Origin of the sequence: Nodularia harveyana UHCC-0300 (assembly GCF_034931085.1) — a bacterium.
Classification (GTDB): Bacteria; Cyanobacteriota; Cyanobacteriia; order Cyanobacteriales; family Nostocaceae; genus Nodularia; species Nodularia harveyana.
This window is the reverse complement of record NZ_JAYGHG010000032.1, coordinates 25,888-42,141: the sequence shown is the minus strand read 5'-3', so window position 1 is coordinate 42,141 and position 16,254 is coordinate 25,888. Positions and strand designations below refer to the sequence as shown.

23 protein-coding genes and 1 pseudogene are annotated in these 16,254 nt (G+C 42.9%); 3 read left to right on the top strand and 21 right to left on the bottom strand.

Translation table 11 applies throughout. The annotated features are described in order from the left end of the window. Positions 1-2: 2 nt before the first annotated feature. From rplF to rplC, 15 genes are all read right to left on the bottom strand, one after another. Entirely contained in the window at positions 3-551 is a 549-nt protein-coding gene (rplF, locus tag VB620_RS16855) for a 50S ribosomal protein L6 (RefSeq protein WP_323197313.1), read from the bottom strand. A 70-nt stretch (positions 552-621) separates the two neighbouring features. After that, complete coding sequence (gene rpsH, locus VB620_RS16850) at positions 622-1,023, bottom strand: 30S ribosomal protein S8 (RefSeq protein WP_323197312.1); 402 nt, start codon at positions 1,021-1,023, stop codon at positions 622-624. Positions 1,024-1,043: 20 nt separating this feature from the next. After that, positions 1,044-1,592 (bottom strand): 50S ribosomal protein L5, encoded by a 549-nt coding sequence (rplE, locus tag VB620_RS16845; RefSeq protein ID WP_323197311.1) that lies wholly within the window; start codon positions 1,590-1,592, stop codon positions 1,044-1,046. 111 nt (positions 1,593-1,703) lie between these two features. Further along, positions 1,704-2,057, bottom strand: coding sequence for a 50S ribosomal protein L24 (rplX, locus tag VB620_RS16840; RefSeq protein WP_323197310.1), 354 nt, complete (start codon positions 2,055-2,057; stop codon positions 1,704-1,706). Continuing rightward, positions 2,057-2,425, bottom strand: coding sequence for a 50S ribosomal protein L14 (gene rplN / locus VB620_RS16835; protein WP_323197309.1), 369 nt, complete (start codon positions 2,423-2,425; stop codon positions 2,057-2,059). Before rplN ends, rplX begins: the two co-directional genes overlap by 1 nt. A 41-nt stretch (positions 2,426-2,466) precedes the next feature. Further along, a complete protein-coding gene (rpsQ, locus tag VB620_RS16830) occupies positions 2,467-2,718 on the bottom strand; it encodes a 30S ribosomal protein S17 (protein ID WP_323197308.1) in 252 nt (83 codons plus the stop codon). 6 nt (positions 2,719-2,724) lie between these two features. Continuing rightward, positions 2,725-2,952 (bottom strand): 50S ribosomal protein L29, encoded by a 228-nt coding sequence (rpmC, locus tag VB620_RS16825; protein ID WP_323197307.1) that lies wholly within the window; start codon positions 2,950-2,952, stop codon positions 2,725-2,727. A gap of 3 nt (positions 2,953-2,955) precedes the next feature. Next, positions 2,956-3,381 (bottom strand): 50S ribosomal protein L16, encoded by a 426-nt coding sequence (gene rplP / locus VB620_RS16820; RefSeq protein WP_323197306.1) that lies wholly within the window; start codon positions 3,379-3,381, stop codon positions 2,956-2,958. A 54-nt stretch (positions 3,382-3,435) separates the two neighbouring features. Further along, positions 3,436-4,191, bottom strand: coding sequence for a 30S ribosomal protein S3 (gene rpsC, locus VB620_RS16815; protein ID WP_323197305.1), 756 nt, complete (start codon positions 4,189-4,191; stop codon positions 3,436-3,438). 51 nt (positions 4,192-4,242) lie between these two features. Further along, on the bottom strand, positions 4,243-4,593 hold the full coding sequence (gene rplV, locus VB620_RS16810) for a 50S ribosomal protein L22 (protein WP_323197304.1): 351 nt from the start codon (positions 4,591-4,593) through the stop codon (positions 4,243-4,245). A gap of 64 nt (positions 4,594-4,657) precedes the next feature. Continuing rightward, positions 4,658-4,936 (bottom strand): 30S ribosomal protein S19, encoded by a 279-nt coding sequence (gene rpsS / locus VB620_RS16805; protein ID WP_200989454.1) that lies wholly within the window; start codon positions 4,934-4,936, stop codon positions 4,658-4,660. Between the two features lie 149 nt (positions 4,937-5,085). After that, positions 5,086-5,949 (bottom strand): 50S ribosomal protein L2, encoded by an 864-nt coding sequence (gene rplB, locus VB620_RS16800; protein ID WP_323197303.1) that lies wholly within the window; start codon positions 5,947-5,949, stop codon positions 5,086-5,088. Positions 5,950-5,955: 6 nt separating this feature from the next. Continuing rightward, positions 5,956-6,270 (bottom strand): 50S ribosomal protein L23, encoded by a 315-nt coding sequence (locus VB620_RS16795; RefSeq protein WP_323197302.1) that lies wholly within the window; start codon positions 6,268-6,270, stop codon positions 5,956-5,958. Continuing rightward, the gene (gene rplD / locus VB620_RS16790) at positions 6,263-6,904 is read right to left on the bottom strand and encodes a 50S ribosomal protein L4 (protein WP_323197301.1); all 642 of its coding nucleotides are present in this window, start codon (positions 6,902-6,904) and stop codon (positions 6,263-6,265) included. Before rplD ends, VB620_RS16795 begins: the two co-directional genes overlap by 8 nt. A gap of 52 nt (positions 6,905-6,956) precedes the next feature. Then, positions 6,957-7,592: a 50S ribosomal protein L3 gene (gene rplC / locus VB620_RS16785; protein WP_323197300.1), complete on the bottom strand. Its 636-nt coding sequence runs from the start codon at positions 7,590-7,592 to the stop codon at positions 6,957-6,959. Positions 7,593-8,481: 889 nt separating this feature from the next. On the opposite strand from rplC, the gene ndhN reads away from it, so the two are divergent. Both ndhN and VB620_RS16775 read left to right on the top strand, forming a co-directional pair. Beyond that, positions 8,482-8,970: an NAD(P)H-quinone oxidoreductase subunit N gene (gene ndhN / locus VB620_RS16780; protein WP_323197299.1), complete on the top strand. Its 489-nt coding sequence runs from the start codon at positions 8,482-8,484 to the stop codon at positions 8,968-8,970. Positions 8,971-9,117: 147 nt separating this feature from the next. Continuing rightward, a complete protein-coding gene (locus tag VB620_RS16775) occupies positions 9,118-9,657 on the top strand; it encodes a DUF3172 domain-containing protein (protein WP_323197298.1) in 540 nt (179 codons plus the stop codon). 1 nt (position 9,658) lies between these two features. Here VB620_RS16775 and VB620_RS16770 read toward each other — a convergent pair whose 3' ends face one another. The 6 genes and pseudogenes from VB620_RS16770 to VB620_RS16745 form a co-directional block, all read right to left on the bottom strand. Then, positions 9,659-10,336: an AMIN domain-containing protein gene (locus VB620_RS16770; RefSeq protein WP_323197297.1), complete on the bottom strand. Its 678-nt coding sequence runs from the start codon at positions 10,334-10,336 to the stop codon at positions 9,659-9,661. Between the two features lie 163 nt (positions 10,337-10,499). Continuing rightward, positions 10,500-10,934 carry a hypothetical protein gene (locus tag VB620_RS16765; RefSeq protein WP_323197296.1) on the bottom strand — a complete coding sequence of 145 codons (435 nt, stop codon included), beginning with the start codon at positions 10,932-10,934 and terminating at the stop codon, positions 10,500-10,502. A 367-nt stretch (positions 10,935-11,301) separates the two neighbouring features. After that, complete coding sequence (locus tag VB620_RS16760; protein WP_323197295.1) at positions 11,302-11,997, bottom strand: GDSL-type esterase/lipase family protein; 696 nt, start codon at positions 11,995-11,997, stop codon at positions 11,302-11,304. Between the two features lie 149 nt (positions 11,998-12,146). After that, positions 12,147-14,102, bottom strand: coding sequence for an FHA domain-containing protein (locus VB620_RS16755; protein ID WP_323197294.1), 1,956 nt, complete (start codon positions 14,100-14,102; stop codon positions 12,147-12,149). A 97-nt stretch (positions 14,103-14,199) separates the two neighbouring features. Next, positions 14,200-14,742: an FHA domain-containing protein gene (locus VB620_RS16750; RefSeq protein WP_323197293.1), complete on the bottom strand. Its 543-nt coding sequence runs from the start codon at positions 14,740-14,742 to the stop codon at positions 14,200-14,202. 112 nt (positions 14,743-14,854) lie between these two features. After that, positions 14,855-15,175: pseudogene (locus VB620_RS16745) on the bottom strand (endonuclease V). A gap of 121 nt (positions 15,176-15,296) precedes the next feature. Here VB620_RS16745 and VB620_RS16740 point away from each other — a divergent pair. Next, positions 15,297-16,139, top strand: a complete 843-nt coding sequence (locus VB620_RS16740) for a prohibitin family protein (protein ID WP_323197292.1) — start codon at positions 15,297-15,299, stop codon at positions 16,137-16,139. Positions 16,140-16,254: the final 115 nt, after the last annotated feature.

Sequence of the window (16,254 nt, the reverse complement as noted above, 5' to 3'; positions counted from 1 at the left end):
TGTTACTTCTTACCACTCTTACCAGTCTTACCAGCTTTGCGTCTGACTACTTCACCGGCATAACGAATCCCTTTACCTTTGTAAGGTTCCGGGGGACGAACGGCGCGAATCTTCGCTGCTGTGTTACCTACTATTTCTTTGTCATAACCACTGACGACGACGTTAGTGTTATTTTCTACGAGAAAGTCAACTCCGTCTGGTGGAACAATATGCACTTGATGGCTGTAACCAATATTCAAAACTAGGTTACGTCCTTGAAGTTGGGCGCGGTAACCTACACCTTGAATTTCTAACCGACGCTTAAAGCCTTGGGAAACTCCCTCGACCATGTTAGCAACCAAGGTACGGCTTAAACCGTGCATTTGCCTAGAGACACGGGTCTCATCACGACGGGTTACATTTAAGATTTCCCCTTCTTGGGAGACAATCACGTTGGCAGACAAAGTTCGAGAGAGTTGACCTTTTGGCCCTTTCACTAAAACTTTGGTGCCATCAATTGTGACTTCTACTTTTGCAGGAATAGTAATTGGTCGTTTACCAATACGAGACATGATTTTTTGTCCTTTATCTTCAGTCCTGAGCGCTAAGGATTTGGCCTGAGCGTAGCCGAGGGGCTAATGACTACCAAACATAACAAAGTACTTCACCACCCAAGCTCTGACGACGCGCTTCCCGGTCAGTCATGATGCCACTGGATGTCGAAATAATGGCAATACCGATGCCACCTAGTACTCTTGGTAATTCTTTTCTATTGGAGTAAACGCGCAAACCCGGTTTACTCACCCGCTTCAAGGCAGTGATTAAAGGTTGGCGATTTTTACCCTTATATTTGAGGGAAATCACCAAATTGCGCTTGATTCCTTCTCCTGCTTCTGCAACTTCAGCAACAAAGCCTTCTTCTTGTAGTACTTTAGCAATACTACGAGTCATTTTTGTAGCTGGCACTTGTGTAGTTTGATGCCTTGCCAGGTTGGCATTGCGGATGCGCGTCAGCATATCTGCAACTGTATCGTTAGCCGCCATCGTTCCCTCTTTAGATGAACTTATTGATCGCGAAAGGGCATTCCCATTTCTTTAAGTAAGGCGCGACCCTCTTCGTCGTTTTTCGCTGTTGTGATGATGGAAATATCCATACCACGGATTTGATCGATACTGTCATACTCGACTTCTGGAAAAATTAGCTGTTCTCTGACACCCAGAGTATAGTTACCCCGACCATCAAAACTTTTAGGACTAATGCCTCGAAAGTCTCTAATTCTGGGTAGCGATAAGCTAATTAATCTGTCCAGAAAGGCGTACATCCGTTCGCTTCTGAGGGTTACCATAATGCCCACTGGCATACCCTGACGAATTTTAAAGCCTGCGATCGCTTTTTTCGCCCGCGTCACTACTGGTTTTTGTCCAGTGATCAGCGCAATTTCATTTAAAGACGCTTCTAGCGACTTAGCATTTTGAGCCGCTTCGCCCAACCCCCGGTTAACAGTAATTTTCACTAACTTCGGTACTTGATGAACGTTAGTGTACTCAAACTGATTAATCAGTTTAGGGACGATGGTCTCTTGGTATAAGCTTTTGAGTCTGGTTGTCGCCATAGTTATTTGTCCTTATCCCTGGGCTTTGTCAGGGGAGCTTTTTCAGTGCTGAGGGTTGTGTGCCGAGTTCTGAGTCAAGAAGCTACAGTAGCACGTCTACCGGCTATTTCTTTAGTTATCGAGAATTTCGCCGGTTTTTTTCAGCTTTCTCACTTTTTTACCTTCTGCGGTGAAGGTGTAGCAAACACGACTGGTAACGTTTTGCTTGGTGGAGTAGAGCATCACGTTGGAACTATGGATAGGAAATTCCTGGGTGACGATTTGACCTGATTCCCCTTCTTGCTGGGGTTTTACGTGCTTGGTCTTCATGTTGACACCTTTGACAACGACTTTACTAAGTTGAGGCAGTGCTTTAACCACTTCGCCAACTTTGCCTTTGTCTTTACCTGCAATTACTTGCACGGTGTCACCAGTTTTGACGTGCATTTTATAGAATACTTTGGGCTTTTCCTTGCGGTTTGCCATTACAGCACCTCCGGAGCCAGAGAAACAATTTTGGTGAAGCTCTTATCGCGGAGTTCCCGGGCTACTGGTCCAAAAACCCGTGTGCCTCTGGGGTTACCATCTTTGTTGATGATCACGGCGGCGTTATCATCAAAGCGAATGGTCATGCCACTATCCCGACGGATATTATGACGAGTACGGACAATTACTGCTTCGATGACATCAGATTTTTTTACAGCCATGTTAGGAATGGCATCTTTGACAACGGCAATAATCTTGTCGCCGATGAAACCATAACGTCTGTTGCCACCACCTAATACACGGATGCACATGATTTTTTTGGCACCGCTATTATCTGCGACAGTGAGGTAAGTCTGGGGTTGAATCACAATTTATCTCCCTCTTGGAGTTTTTAATCATGTAACAAGTGTTACATTGTAGCTTTCGTATTCAAGATATCTTTGACTTGCCAGCGTTTGGTCTTACTCAAAGGTCTAGTTTCTTGAATCCGTACGCGATCGCCGACTTTGCATTTACTGTCTTCGTCGTGAACTTTATAACGCTGAGTTTGAACTACAATTTTGCCGTACTTGGGATGGGGAGCGCGGTTTTCCACAGCTACTACCACCGTTTTTTGCATTTTGTCGCTCACTACCAAGCCGACTCGTTCTTTGATTGCCATAAACTCCTACTGTTGTCCTTGAGTCGGTTGACTTGCTGCCCGTTTACGCTCAGTCTCTACAGTCAGCAACTGGGCGAGGCGGTGTCGAGCGTGTCGGAACTGATGAGGTTTTTCTAATTGTCTCGTAGCTTTTTGCAAACGCAACGTAAACAGTTGTTTTTTAACCTTGAGAATTTCCTCAGCCAGTTGATCGTCGCTTAATTCTCTAGCTTCTGAAATCTTGGGAAGAGGCATAACCTACTCCTGCTCCTGTGGTTGAGAACGCACAATAAATTTAGTTTTAATTGGCAGCTTATTTGCAGCCAAACGCATAGCTTCACGGGCGATTTCTTCGGAAACGCCAGCGATTTCAAACATAATGCGTCCTGGCTTGACTACGGCTACCCAAAACTCTGGAGAACCTTTACCTGAACCCATCCGGGTTTCAGCCGGACGCATGGTGATTGGTTTATCTGGGAAAATCCGAATCCAGATTTTCCCACCCCGGCGAATATAACGGGTCATTGCCCGACGGGAGGCCTCAATTTGCCGGGCAGTAATCCAAGATGGTTCTTGAGCTTGGAGGGCAAAATCACCAAAATCAATGTTGCAGCCACGGGTTGCTAGGCCTTGCATCCGTCCGCGCTGTTGTTTGCGGAATTTAGTTCTTTTAGGACTTAACATGGTTCGTCATTTGTCATTTGTCATTGGTCATTGCTAAGGACTCATCACTAATGACTATCCTTCATTAGAACGGTCTTCAAATTGCTGACGACGGCGTTGTTGTTGACGACGACGAGGCTCACGCTCACGTGTGCTGGGTGGGGCTGGAGTTTCTTCCTGTCCTGGGATAATTTCTCCCTTGAACACCCATACTTTGATGCCTAAAATCCCATAAATTGTTTTGGCTGTGCAGTAAGCATAGTCAATATCAGCCCGTAAGGTATGTAAAGGTACTCTACCTTCACGAGTCCACTCTGTGCGGGCAATTTCTGCACCGTTGAGCCGACCACTGACTTGAATTTTAATGCCTTGGACACCAGCACGTTGAGCGCGTTGAATAGCTTGCCGTACTACCCGCCGAAAGGAAACCCGTCGTTCCAATTGTTGAGCAATGTATTCACCAATCAGGGAAGCATCAGCGTCAACTTTTTGGACTTCGACTACGTTAATGCGAATTTGTCGATTACCACCCAGAACTTCTTGTAGTCCAATCCGCAGTGATTCAATTCCTTGTCCACCGCGACCGACGACTACACCAGGTCTAGCTGTGCGTACTTCTAAGTCAATTTGGTCAGCTTTTCGCTCAATCCTGACTTCGGAAATCCCAGCATTATTCTGAGCAAGTCTACCCAGCTTCTGTTCTATGTATTTCCGAAGTTTGTGATCTTCTTGTAAAAGTTCTGGATAGCGTTCAGGAACTGCAAACCAACGTGATTGATGCTCGTGTGTAATACCCAGGCGAAAACCAACTGGGTGAATTTTCTGTCCCACAAGTGCTTCCTCTAAAATTTCTTACTTTACGCAATTTTTGGTGTCGGATAATTATTCAGCAGCAGCTACAGCCACAGTGATATGACACGTCGGCTTGCGAATTTGGTAAGCTCTCCCCTGCGCCCTGGGTTGAAACCGTTTTAGCACTGGTCCTTGGTTAGCATAAGCCTGAGTAATAACCAGTTGTGTCCGATCTAAACCAGCATTATGCTCGGCATTAGCAGCTGCGCTTCTGAGAAGTTTCAATATTGGCTCACAGGCTCTATAGGGCATGAACTCCAATATAATTAGTGCTTCTCGGTAAGAGCGCCCCCGAATTTGGTCGAGGACACGACGCACTTTGTAGGGAGAGATGCGGATATAACGAGCGATCGCCTTAACTTCAGTAGTATCAATAGCCATAATTTTCTCCTTTAGTCATTAGTCATTAATCATTAGTCTTTAGCTGATGACTAATGACTAATAACTATCTCCCTGCTTTTTTATCACTCTTCCCATGACCTCTGTAGGTACGGGTGGGAGCGAACTCTCCCAATTTGTGTCCTACCATTTGTTCATTCACAAAAACTGGAACGTGTTGCCGCCCGTTATGGACAGCTATGGTATGACCTATCATTAAAGGCAAAATTGTCGAAGCTCTCGACCAAGTTTTAATAACTTGTTTTTCGTTTTTAGCGTTCAGCTTTTCAATCTTGCTGAGTAAGTGGTCGGCCACAAAGGGACCTTTTTTAAGAGAACGACCCATAATTCACTTTTGGATTTTGGATTTTAGATTTTGAATGAAAAATTTTAGAATTTTGGATTTTGATCAGTCAGCTTTCTTATTAAGTTTCAGAAACTCTGGATACTCATAATTAAAGCAAATGTAAAATCCCAAATTTAAAATTTAAAATTCTATGATTGACGACCACCACGCCCACGCTTAGAAGACTTACGGCGGCGACGCACGATCAATTTGCTGCTGGCTTTCTTGGGTTTGCGTGTCTTCGCTCCCAAAGTAGGTTTACCCCAAGGTGTTACAGGTCCAGGTCTACCAATAGGCGCTCTACCTTCACCACCACCATGTGGGTGATCCACAGGGTTCATCACACTACCTCTAACTTTAGGACGGCGACCCTTCCAACGATTACGTCCCGCTTTACCTGCACTCAGGTTTCTCGCGTCGGTGTTACCTACTTGTCCAATAGTGGCGTAGCATTCCCGCCGAATCATCCGCACTTCTCCAGATGGTAACTTGAGCGTGACATAGTTACCTTCTTTGGCGATCACTTGAGCATTAGCACCAGCTGCCCGAACAATTTGTCCACCTTTACCAGGTGTTAGTTCCACGTTGTGGACGCTTGTACCCAAGGGAATATTCGAGAGTGGTAAAGCATTACCATCTTCAAAGGGAGAATCAGGACCAGCACTAATTTTTGCACCCACTGGTAATTTGTTGGGGTGAAGAATATAACGCTTTTCGCCATCTTCATATAAAACGAGCGCGATGCGCGCATTCCGATTGGGATCGTATTCAACGGCTATGACTTCGGCGGATATGTTACGTTTATCCCGTTTAAAGTCAATAATCCGGTAAAGTTGCTTGTGTCCGCCACCCCGACGACGGCTTGTGATTCGCCCTTGGTTGTTACGACCTTTTGGGCGATGTACGTATTCGGTTAATGATTTTTCCGGCTTTGATTTCGTAATTTCGGAAAAGTCGGAGACAGTAACTTGGCGCGTACTAGGGGTATAAGGGCGATATGAACGAGTACCCATCTTATTTTATACCTCTGGGAATAGAACTTTTCTAATTTTCTCTTCGTCCCCAGGGGCTACAGTGACAATAGCTCTCTTGTATTGGGGCTTGTAACCAATAAATTTACCAACACGACGCTGTTTGCGTGGTGGCATCATGGTATTAATTTTGACGATTTTAACCTCAAATAGGCCTTCAATTGCCGCTTTAATTTGGGGCTTGCTGGCTTTGGGAGCCACTTCAAAAGTATATTTATTCTGCTCCATCAGGATTGTCGCCTTTTCAGTCACAATGGGGCGACGCACTAAGTCGGCAAGGTTGCGGGGGTCAAACTTAGGCACTATAGACCTCCTGAATTTTTGCTAAAGCTGATGCTGTAACGATAATTTTGTCAGCATGGAGCAAATCGTAAACATTTAGTTGGTCAGCAGCAATTAACTTTAAATTTTCGATATTGCGGGCTGATAAATAAACGTTATCGGCAGATGAAATCTCTGGCAAAATTAACAATGCCTTATGTTCTTCTGGTGCTGCTCCCCAACGAGCTAGTGCTGCTACTAATTCTCTAGTCTTAGGGCGAGATAGCTCGTTGCTAAAATCTTGTACGATAATCAAATCATCGGCGCGACCCACAAAAGCGGTTCGCAGGGCTAAACGACGTTCTTTGCGGTTTAATTTAACGTTATATTCTCTGGGTTTTGGTCCAAAAATTACACCACCACCACGCCACAATGGTGAGCGAATAGACCCTGCACGAGCGCGACCAGTACCTTTTTGCCGCCAAGGTTTCCGACCACCACCTCTGACTTCCGCACGAGTTTTTGTACTAGCGGTTCCTTGGCGAGAGTTAGTCATTTGTCTAACCAAGGCTCGATGCACAATATGAGATGCTGTTGATTCTTTAGCAACTCGTAACTCGAAGGTGGTCTCGCCTACTTGTTCTCCTTGCCAATTTTTAACTACGCTTTCAACCATTTTTATGTCCTTTTGTGTTTTTTGCCTTTTGTCTTTAGTTAATGACTAATGACTATTTACCGACTTTGTTTGTAGGCAGAATATTCACTAAGGACCCCGGTTTTCCAGGAATGGCTCCTTTAATCAACAGTAGGTTGCGTTCCGGGTCTACTCGGATCACGGTCAATTTGCGAATTGTGACGCGGGTTCCACCTAAGCGCCCTGCCATCCGTTTACCCGGATAAACACGACCTGGGGTTGTACCTGCACCAATGGAACCCGGCGCTCTATGGTTTTTAGAACCATGTGACATGGGTCCGCGGCCAAAGTTGTTGCGTTTTTGGTTACCCGCAAAACCACGACCAATACTGGTGCCGACTACATCGACAATTTGACCTTCAGTAAACATATCTGCCTTAAGTTCTTGACCTAAAGCATAATCACTAGAGCTATCTGTACGATATTCGTTTAAATGACGCAAGGCTGGAGCAGATGATTTTGCCAAGTGACCCAGCAGAGGTCTATTCAGCGCCTTGGGTTTTACTTCACCATATCCTAACTGGATGGCGGCATAACCGTCGGTCTGTTTCGTTTTTACTTGTGTAACAGTGCATGGTCCTGCTTGAACTACTGTGACAGGAATGGATACTCCTGCTTCGTCAAAGACTTGGGTCATGCCCAGTTTGGTGCCGAGAATACCTACAGACACAGTAACTGGTTCTCCTTATATACTTGCTGGTGTGGGAATCGGACTATTGATGACACTTTTACAGTTGTATTAGTGTCGATTGAGGTGGAACGAACCTCGGAAATATGGCGTAGATAAAACTACACAATATCTTTTAAGACACTGTTTATTGTGTCTTTACTGTTTGGTGAATCCGTTTACTTTCACTCTCTTGGTCACCAGAACAGCCACAAGATTTTTTCCTTAAGGAAAAAATTACTTTTGGAATCAGGGCAATGCTTTTTAGCTTTGCGCTTTGTGCAGTAATGCTTTCGTCCGAGCAATTACTTAGGCACTTTCTGGCGGCAGTGCGGTTGGTGGGGTTTTCGCCCTCATTCTGCTGCTGCCGTGTTTTAGTGGGACTTAAGCGGCTCTTTGCCACTCAGTATCCTTTAACTAAGATTGATACAATGGGATTAAATCAACATTGCTGCTCAGTTTTGACTTCACTTAACACTTCGACCTTAAACTATATTTTAAGATTTCTCTTTGTTTCTCAAGTCTAGAGGAGTGAATCTAATTTAGAGTTGTTGATTGGATTGATTTAGCCGCCAACTCTTTGTTAACCTCAGAGCTTCTTTAGTTTACCAGTCTCTGATCAGTTCGAGCCAATTTTATACTTTTTTAAGTCTATGACTGGCTTTTGATGATACAACACCTACAAATTCACAGAGAAGTGATAAGTTAGTTAACTCTCTTAGAGGTCACAATCTCACATCATAGTCTATGTATTGGTTTTTGTCTAGAAATATTTCAGAAAGTTTTTGACTGGGGATAATTAGTTGGGGTTTGTTGCTTGAATAATTTAGCCTAATCTGGGTTGAGGGTGAATAATAGAGATATCTAAGTGGGATAGGACAAAGGAAAATTTATGGCACTGATTACCACTGGCAATGGTTTTATCCGCGATCTGGAAAAATTTGGTTCCCTTGGTGTTTATGTACCTCTGGAAGGAGGTTTCGAGGGTCGATATCGCCGCCGACTACGGGCGACTGGCTATGCCAATATTCATATTACGGCTAGGGGGCTAGGCGATTTAGCTGCCTATCTTACAGGAGTTCATGGAGTGAGACCACCTCACCTGGGTAAGAAAAGTACCAGTAGTGGTGCGGCGGTAGGTTATGTATATTATGTTCCCCCGATTGTTAGTTATAATCTGGAACAGTTACCACCAAAGTCAAAGGGCTTGGTGTTGTGGATTATTGAAGGACACATTTTGTCGGATCAGGAAGTTGAGTTCTTAACAACTTTGCCTAGTTTGGAACCACGAGTAAAAGTAGTAGTTGAGAGAGGAGGCGATCGCGCCTTCCGTTGGCAACCTCTCAAAGATACATACTCTGCCAGCTATCAAGCTGTGTAATCAACTGAAAGGGCGATCGCTAATTTTAAAATAGACGGAAAGGGCGATCGCCCAAATTCCAGACAACTACAGTTTAGAATCGTCATAATATCAAAGGGAGTATCCATAACTCCCTACTTTCTCCGGCGTGAAGGTAATCAGAGCAAAATGAGACGTAAATCAACTGGTAGATCAGCTAATACTTCTAAATCTTCTGCCTTACAATCTTCTGTTTTTAACATTTCCACCATCGCTGTTTTAGCAGGAGTGCTGGTGTTAGGTATTGGTATTGGGATTGCCTTTAGCTCCACAACCACTTTAAGTTCATCAAATGTGGCTTCACGTGAATTTATCGACGGTAAAGCCCCAAATCCGGAGCTTTGTGTGCAGTTTGGCGCTAGCGCAATGGTAATGGATGCTCGACTGTTCGTGACTCTCAACCCGTTTAATGTCTATGTAGCCCAACCTAGTATGCGTCCTGGGTGTGTTCTGCGCCAAAACAACTGGGCCATTTTAGAACAACGTCGGCTTGTATCATCCAGCCAAGTCAGAGAATGTCGAAATCGTTTAAATACTTTTGGTTTTACAGGTAACTTAGACAGCGAAAACCCTGATATTAGATGTATTTATCAGAATGAAGCTGCGCAAAACTTCTTCACATCTCAGCCAGGAGCTGTGACACAACCCCAAGAAACAGATAGATTCTAGTTCAGTAGTTAGTTTTAGGCAGAGGTTGACCAAACTCAATCACCCTGATATTTGAAACATCAGGCTGCTGGGGAAAACTACCCGGAGGTAGAGGCGAGTTGCGGGGAGTTAGCGGAGGTACAGTCACAAAGGGTTGCTGTGGGTTAGGAGTGGTTAGAGGTAAAGTACTGGGTAACTGAAGATAATTAGTTGGCGGTAGGTTCGGTCTAGACAGAAAATTTCCGTTTTGTGCGGGGGGAGTATAACTAGTAATTCTTGGACTTAATACCCAGCGCGTGGGGTTTTGGCGGGAAACCAGTTGTAGTTGTATTTGGTTAGGATCTACAAAATTTCCGGCGGCTAAATCCAGAACAATTCGAGTTACAGTCTCATTTAATTGAGATACACGAATTCTTTGAATTGCTCCCCAATAATTTTGTACCGTGGGAACATAACCTAACTGAGTATTTGGCAAATCCACAACTAGTCGAGGCGGTTCTGCTAGATAGAAATATTCGGGAGTCGTGTTTGCAGAAAGGTTAATTTCTAGTTTTATAGTTTCCGGGTCAAAGCGCCAATTATCTAATTTAGCAACTGGTGCGGCGACACTAATACCAGTTTGCAAAGACATTACTGCATACAAGGCTAAAAACCGTTGGCTGTATTGCGAAAATTGTCTAATACTTAATCCCTTATACATGAATTTTTATTCCTGATATGTTGAATTATGGGTAATCTTTTCGACATTACTCATAGAATAATGCAGACATCTAAAATTTTATTGCTGTTCTTGAATCCAGATATGAATATATTTGACAAAGAGTCACAAAAAATCAAAGATAATATCTAAAACCTGATTCTATTCAAAGCAACTGGCCGCCATTAAAACGCCAACGGGGAAAAATTATTCGCATAATACTTTGGGAGGTAATAAAAACTCCTAGCCAAACAAAGCTGTAGTGTAGTAAAAAAGCTCCTAACGTTAGTTCTGTTTTTGGTATTGGTATGGGTAAAAAACCAATAAGTTTGACTCCGCAGAAAATAAAAACTGATTCCCAAATACCAGCAGCCAGTTGATGAGTAGCTGGCCAGTCTCTATCCCAACGTAATTTTTGCAGATAGTTATACAACACGTCCCAAATTAAACCGAAAATAGCTACATAGCCAAGTATCCAGAAATAAACTGAGTCGCCATCACCGCCAATTAAACCCATTGCAAAAGGCAATGATATGACTACACCTATAGTTGCTAGTAGTAATAATCGAGTTTGCCAGCGCCCAAATAAAGTTGGTGTCATTTTTCAGTGCTGAGTAAAGAACTGGAAAAAATCAAAGTTTTTTATAGATGGTTTATCAAACCAAGTTTGCTAACTTCAGCAAGATTGTAACTGGTTTTATACCTGACGGGGCGACAAACAAGGCATTTTGTCCAAATGTAATGCACATTACTTAGTGCGTACATCTGAAAAATCAACTCTTTTATGGATTTTGAGAAATATATTGAGAATTAGGAATGCTTGGTTTTATGGGGCTATTGATGAAAGGTAAGAAGATAAAACTTGGGTAATCTGCATAATAATTAGCTAAGATACCGATTTTATTCCCTTTCATGTTTATTATGAGAGGGTTTTGTGTTTATGAGTTAAAGAAAGGTAGATTTAGCGATTAGTGATAGGCTGCTAGTGGTTGCCAATTAATTACATCTTCTAATAAAGTTTGATAGCCTAGTGTATTGGGGTGAAGACCATCGGCACTTAAACGTTGCAAGCGCCAAAATTCATCCCGCGCCATCCATTTATCAAAAATATCCAAGTAAGGAATTTGCCGTTGTTTGCAAGCCAGTTTAGTAGCTTCTTTATAACGGTACTGGTCGCTGTGATTATAATAAAAACAATCGAGAAAGGGCATCTTGGCTTCATCTACGGGAACCATACCTACAAATAACACGGGACAGAGTTGCTGTGCTTGTGTGAGTAAAGCACTAATTTCTGATTCAAATAGCTGAAAATCTGTATAGTTGCGGCCATTGGGGCGGGTTAGTCTTGGTGAATCGTTGACACCGATGGAGAGGATAATCATGTCGGGAAGACGATTTCGGAGTTCACCGCGATGGCGATATTCTATTTCTAGCCTTTGTGCTATTTGCTGGGTGCGATCGCCTCTAACTCCCAAGTTATATAATACATGACCAGAACTATCGGGTAACATCCACTGCCGCCGGAGTTGCTCAACCCAACCGCCTTTTTCTGGATCGCCAAAGCCATAAACTAAGCTATCTCCCAGTGCGATAATCTTCAAAGGCTGACACTGTTTGGGTGGTTCTACCAGCTGCATTGAGGAAGAAAGCTTGAATGTTTGCATTTTAAGGGCTGTATTTTATATCTTTACAAGATTTTACACATTTCTACACCATTAAAGGGTATCTTGTTTGTCTTATACAAAAATGAATTGATTGCACGCAGAGGCGCAGAGGCGCGGAGAAGAGGGTCTGAGTGGAGGAATTTGAGAAATTATGGCGATTGATTGAGAACCCACTTGAGCCACTGTACAGAGGAAGTTAGCATATTTAAACGATGAACTCCCGGCGCACGGGAGGCGACGAGTCCATCAACGGCGACTAATGCGGAATATTGCAAACCCAGGAAACTATCAACGGCTGCATAGGGGCCACCCAAGGTAATTGCCCCGGCTGCATACATCTGTCCTTTGCTATTCCGCATTTCTGGTAATTCAAAATTATTGGAGACTACCAAACGCTCTAAATGATTTAGGGGTAAGTTGTAATGTTGGACTAAATCTTCGAGTAAGGGGTTGGTGTTGACTTTAGCATCGAGTCCGGTAGCGTCAATAATAAAGTCTGCTACCAGTTTCATTTCTCCGAAACTTTTTTCTTTGATATCTGTGATGGTGCGGTTTTCGGGATTTCTTTCTACACTAGTTACTTCTCCAAAGGTGATTTGATACCAGCCTTCTTTTAAACCTTGTTCTGTGATTTCTTGCCAGTCGTGGCGGTCGGCTGTGGTAGTACCGCCCCAGTCGGCTAGTAGGCGTTGGCGTTCGTCTGGGGTGGCTTGTTCGAGCATGACGCGGAGTTCTCCGCCCCAACAAGCTTTGGGCCAGTTAAATGGCTGAAATTCGTAGTGATTTTTGACTTGTCGCTGGGCTTTGTGAAATTTGTTGCCTTGGGGTTTAGGCGATCGCATTAAATGCAAAACTGTAATATCGTGATTCTGTTTTCTCGCCTCATAAATTCTTTGAATAACCCGCGAAGCCACAATTCCCCGTCCGCGAATCAACACAGTCCCACCCTGTTTTTCTAATTGCTGATAAACATGGTTATGGTCTTCATAGGCATTTACAACAGACTTAAAATCTTGATATTTTGCTCTATAAGCTTGTAAATCTGGGAGAAATTGAATTGCTGGATATCCCGTAGCTAAATGTAAATAACGACTAACTATAAAAGCGTAATTTCCCGGACTCCGAGAATAGGCTACACAATATCTACCATCTTCTGTTTTGCGAATTGCTCTAACCCGCCCATAACGATAAATTTGATTCCAGCCAATGCGCTTAATTTCCCTGTCTATGGAATCGAAGACATTACCCGCACGCGGTGTATAAGTTTCAGCAAGGCTTGGTTCTGCGAAGACTTGCCATAAATATTTCAGTGCTAAATTAACCTTACCGTGAGTCAAGTCGCGCCCGGCTTCCCGCAAAGCATAACTAGGCCAGCCCCAAATATTATCAGGACAAGAATCAGAATTAGATCGTAATCTTTCATGTAAGGGAATTTGCGAGTTGAGACAAAGCCGCTTGTAACGCGCATAAGGCTCTGCTTCTAATCCCAAAGCAACAATTTTATCCGCAGGTACACCACTAATTCGCAGTAAATCCACCCACACAAAGCTACCTAATCCCGCCCCAACTGCTAGGTAATCACATTCATCTACTGGTAAACCTGTGGCGTGAACTGCTCGTAAATCGACTAATTCTGCCTGAAATGCTGGTGGTGGAAAATTACTCCCCCTGTGTGTGATGGGTGGGGTGGCTGGCAAGCCTGGATCTGGGATATTAGTATTAGGGTTAAACTGAATCGTTGACGGCGGGCTGGTGGCTTGGCTGGTGGAGTTGACACCAAACATCACCGTGATGATGTAAGGGCCAATTTGTAATGTATCGCCATTGGCTAAAACACCGCGATTTTGTTTTTCACCGTTAATAAATACACCGTTAACGCTCTTTTGGTCAATTACTACTAGCTGGTTTTCTTCCCAGTTAATTAGGGCATGATAACGAGAAATTTCGTTACTATTAAGTAGCATCCTCGCTACACGTTTTCCCTGAATTTCAGGCGGTAAACGGGAAAATTCACGACCAAAAGCGATGGGCGCGGTCAAGTTTGGTTCTCGCCTGTCCCCGGTGGCTGGGTCTTCCCAAATTAATTGAATTTGTGGATTAGTCATTAGTCAATCAATTTTAGATTTTAGATTTTAGATTTTGGATTAGACTGCAATCTAAAATCGCAAAGCCAAAATCCAAAATTCTTTATTCCCCATTTCGCTAATTATTAGGTGCTACTAATACGCTGACTGATGCTGCTAAAGATGTACCACACCAAGGGCAGCCAATTTCCAAATTTTCTAACGGAGAAATTTTAGAACATTTGGGGCATTCTAAGCCATAGACACCTTCTGGGGGTGTAGTGGGATGGTAATGATGGCTGGGTTGTTCTGGTGATTGTGGTGGTATGATGATTGTGGCTGCAATGTTATTAATAGCAACCTGGGTAACTTGAAGTTGTGCTTGACCCAAATAAATAATACTGCCTTCATTTAAAGCCATTTCACCGTGGACTAATTGCTGTCCATTAATGACTGGGGGATTCGGCGATCGCAGATTTCTGATATAAAAGCATTGTTGTTGGGTGTGGAAAAATATTTCTACGTGTAAACCCGATACAGTCGGATGAGTCAAAACAATATCACACCTCAGTGGATCTCGACCAATGCGGACGGTATCAGGATTTTTACTGGGCTGTTGTTCGTAAATCTGCTGAACTCTATCTTGGCCTGCATCGTGCCACTGTAAAGTTAGTCCGTTCATGTTGTTTCTAATTTAGGTAACTTATATTTAGTTACTGCAAGTTATCTATGTCGGATTCCTAACATGATTGAGCCAAAGCAAGCAAGTTTTTAACACAAATGTCAAAAATCACTTATCTCCCTGAAGCCAATTGATCAACTATACGTGTAGTTTCGGGGAGACGATATTTTGTTGTACAACTGAATACATAGTCAATAGCTGTAGGTAAGCTGATTCGATGACCGATGGAGACATATACAGGTTTGACTCCTGTACGTGTTCTTAAAACAGCCCTAATAATTCCATTGGATTCAAAACCCATATCGACACCAGCCACATATTTGACAGGTTATTTCAGTTGATCTGACCGAATCGTTTGATATCGTAACTTTTCTGGGATAGCTGTAGCTTCTACCTGAGTCACAGGACAGGGATGATGTTGATAAATCTTCATATTGACAGTGGAAATTCACAACTATACTTTTCCGAAATTGAAATTTGTAATAATGTAGCTAGTAATAACCTAATTTTAAAATTTATTTAGGTAGTAAAACAATTTTGATCAGGAGAAAAATATGCGTAATGTGAGCAGAAACTTAGAAAATAACTTTCCCTATGGATTTTATATTGCGGGAGGAATAGCTATCTTATTTTTGGCAATTATGGTGCGTCCCTTTGCCATTGTTAACGCTGGTGAACGGGGTGTGGTGATGCAGTTCGGTAAAGTTCAGGATCAAGTTTTAGACGAAGGTATACATCCAATTATGCCCGTAGTCACATCAGTTAAAAGGATAAATGTTCGCGTTCAAAAAAATACTTTCAAATCTACCGCAGCCTCTAAAGACCTGCAAACCATCACCACAGAACTTGCAGTTAACTGGCATATTAACCCACTAGAAGTAAATACAGTATTTCAACAAGTGGGAGATGAGCAACTAATTATTGATGGGATTATTACTCCGGCTGTATCGGAAGTTCTCAAAGCAGCTACCGCTAAAAAAACCGCCGAAGAAGTGATTACAAAAAGAACAGAATTAAAGGGAGAAATTGATACTAAGCTCAAAAACCGTTTAGCATCTTATGGTATCATCATAGATGACGTTTCTTTAGTAGATTTTGCATTTTCTCCAGAGTTTGCTAGAGCAATTGAATCTAAACAAATAGCTGAACAAGAAGCTAAACAAGCAAGTTTTATTGCTCAGAAAGCAACTCAAGAAGCGCAAGCAGATATCAACCGTGCTAAAGGTCAAGCAGAAGCGCAAAGATTACAACGGCTAACGTTAACACCAGACTTATTGCAAAAGCAAGCCATAGAAAAATGGGATGGTCGTTTTCCTACGGTGATGAGTGGTAATGGTGCATTACCTTTAATTAACATTAATCCCAGTAGTTTATCAAGTGGCAATCAGCAACAATAATTTTGAGTGTTGATTATCGGTGAATAATTTTTTTCAACCTCACTCTAACCTTTGCGCGAGCTTTTCATATATTCATTCAGTCAGATGTTTCTGAGCAATTTCCCTTAGTTAAGAT

Excerpts from the sequence above, each read along its gene's own strand:
- rplF (WP_323197313.1), bottom strand. The coding sequence starts at position 551 with ATGTCTCGTATTGGTAAACGACCAATTACTATTCCTGCAAAAGTAGAA.
- rpsH (WP_323197312.1), bottom strand. The coding sequence starts at position 1,023 with ATGGCGGCTAACGATACAGTTGCAGATATGCTGACGCGCATCCGCAAT.
- rplE (WP_323197311.1), bottom strand. The coding sequence starts at position 1,592 with ATGGCGACAACCAGACTCAAAAGCTTATACCAAGAGACCATCGTCCCT.
- rplX (WP_323197310.1), bottom strand. The coding sequence starts at position 2,057 with ATGGCAAACCGCAAGGAAAAGCCCAAAGTATTCTATAAAATGCACGTC.
- rpsQ (WP_323197308.1), bottom strand. The coding sequence starts at position 2,718 with ATGGCAATCAAAGAACGAGTCGGCTTGGTAGTGAGCGACAAAATGCAA.
- rpmC (WP_323197307.1), bottom strand. The coding sequence starts at position 2,952 with ATGCCTCTTCCCAAGATTTCAGAAGCTAGAGAATTAAGCGACGATCAA.
- rplP (WP_323197306.1), bottom strand. The coding sequence starts at position 3,381 with ATGTTAAGTCCTAAAAGAACTAAATTCCGCAAACAACAGCGCGGACGG.
- rplV (WP_323197304.1), bottom strand. The coding sequence starts at position 4,593 with ATGGCTATTGATACTACTGAAGTTAAGGCGATCGCTCGTTATATCCGC.
- rpsS (WP_200989454.1), bottom strand. The coding sequence starts at position 4,936 with ATGGGTCGTTCTCTTAAAAAAGGTCCCTTTGTGGCCGACCACTTACTC.
- rplB (WP_323197303.1), bottom strand. The coding sequence starts at position 5,949 with ATGGGTACTCGTTCATATCGCCCTTATACCCCTAGTACGCGCCAAGTT.
- rplD (WP_323197301.1), bottom strand. The coding sequence starts at position 6,904 with ATGGTTGAAAGCGTAGTTAAAAATTGGCAAGGAGAACAAGTAGGCGAG.
- ndhN (WP_323197299.1), top strand. The coding sequence starts at position 8,482 with ATGGCACTGATTACCACTGGCAATGGTTTTATCCGCGATCTGGAAAAA.
- VB620_RS16775 (WP_323197298.1), top strand. The coding sequence starts at position 9,118 with ATGAGACGTAAATCAACTGGTAGATCAGCTAATACTTCTAAATCTTCT.
- VB620_RS16770 (WP_323197297.1), bottom strand. The coding sequence starts at position 10,336 with ATGTATAAGGGATTAAGTATTAGACAATTTTCGCAATACAGCCAACGG.
- VB620_RS16765 (WP_323197296.1), bottom strand. The coding sequence starts at position 10,934 with ATGACACCAACTTTATTTGGGCGCTGGCAAACTCGATTATTACTACTA.
- VB620_RS16760 (WP_323197295.1), bottom strand. The coding sequence starts at position 11,997 with ATGCAAACATTCAAGCTTTCTTCCTCAATGCAGCTGGTAGAACCACCC.
- VB620_RS16755 (WP_323197294.1), bottom strand. The coding sequence starts at position 14,102 with ATGACTAATCCACAAATTCAATTAATTTGGGAAGACCCAGCCACCGGG.
- VB620_RS16750 (WP_323197293.1), bottom strand. The coding sequence starts at position 14,742 with ATGAACGGACTAACTTTACAGTGGCACGATGCAGGCCAAGATAGAGTT.
- VB620_RS16740 (WP_323197292.1), top strand. The coding sequence starts at position 15,297 with ATGCGTAATGTGAGCAGAAACTTAGAAAATAACTTTCCCTATGGATTT.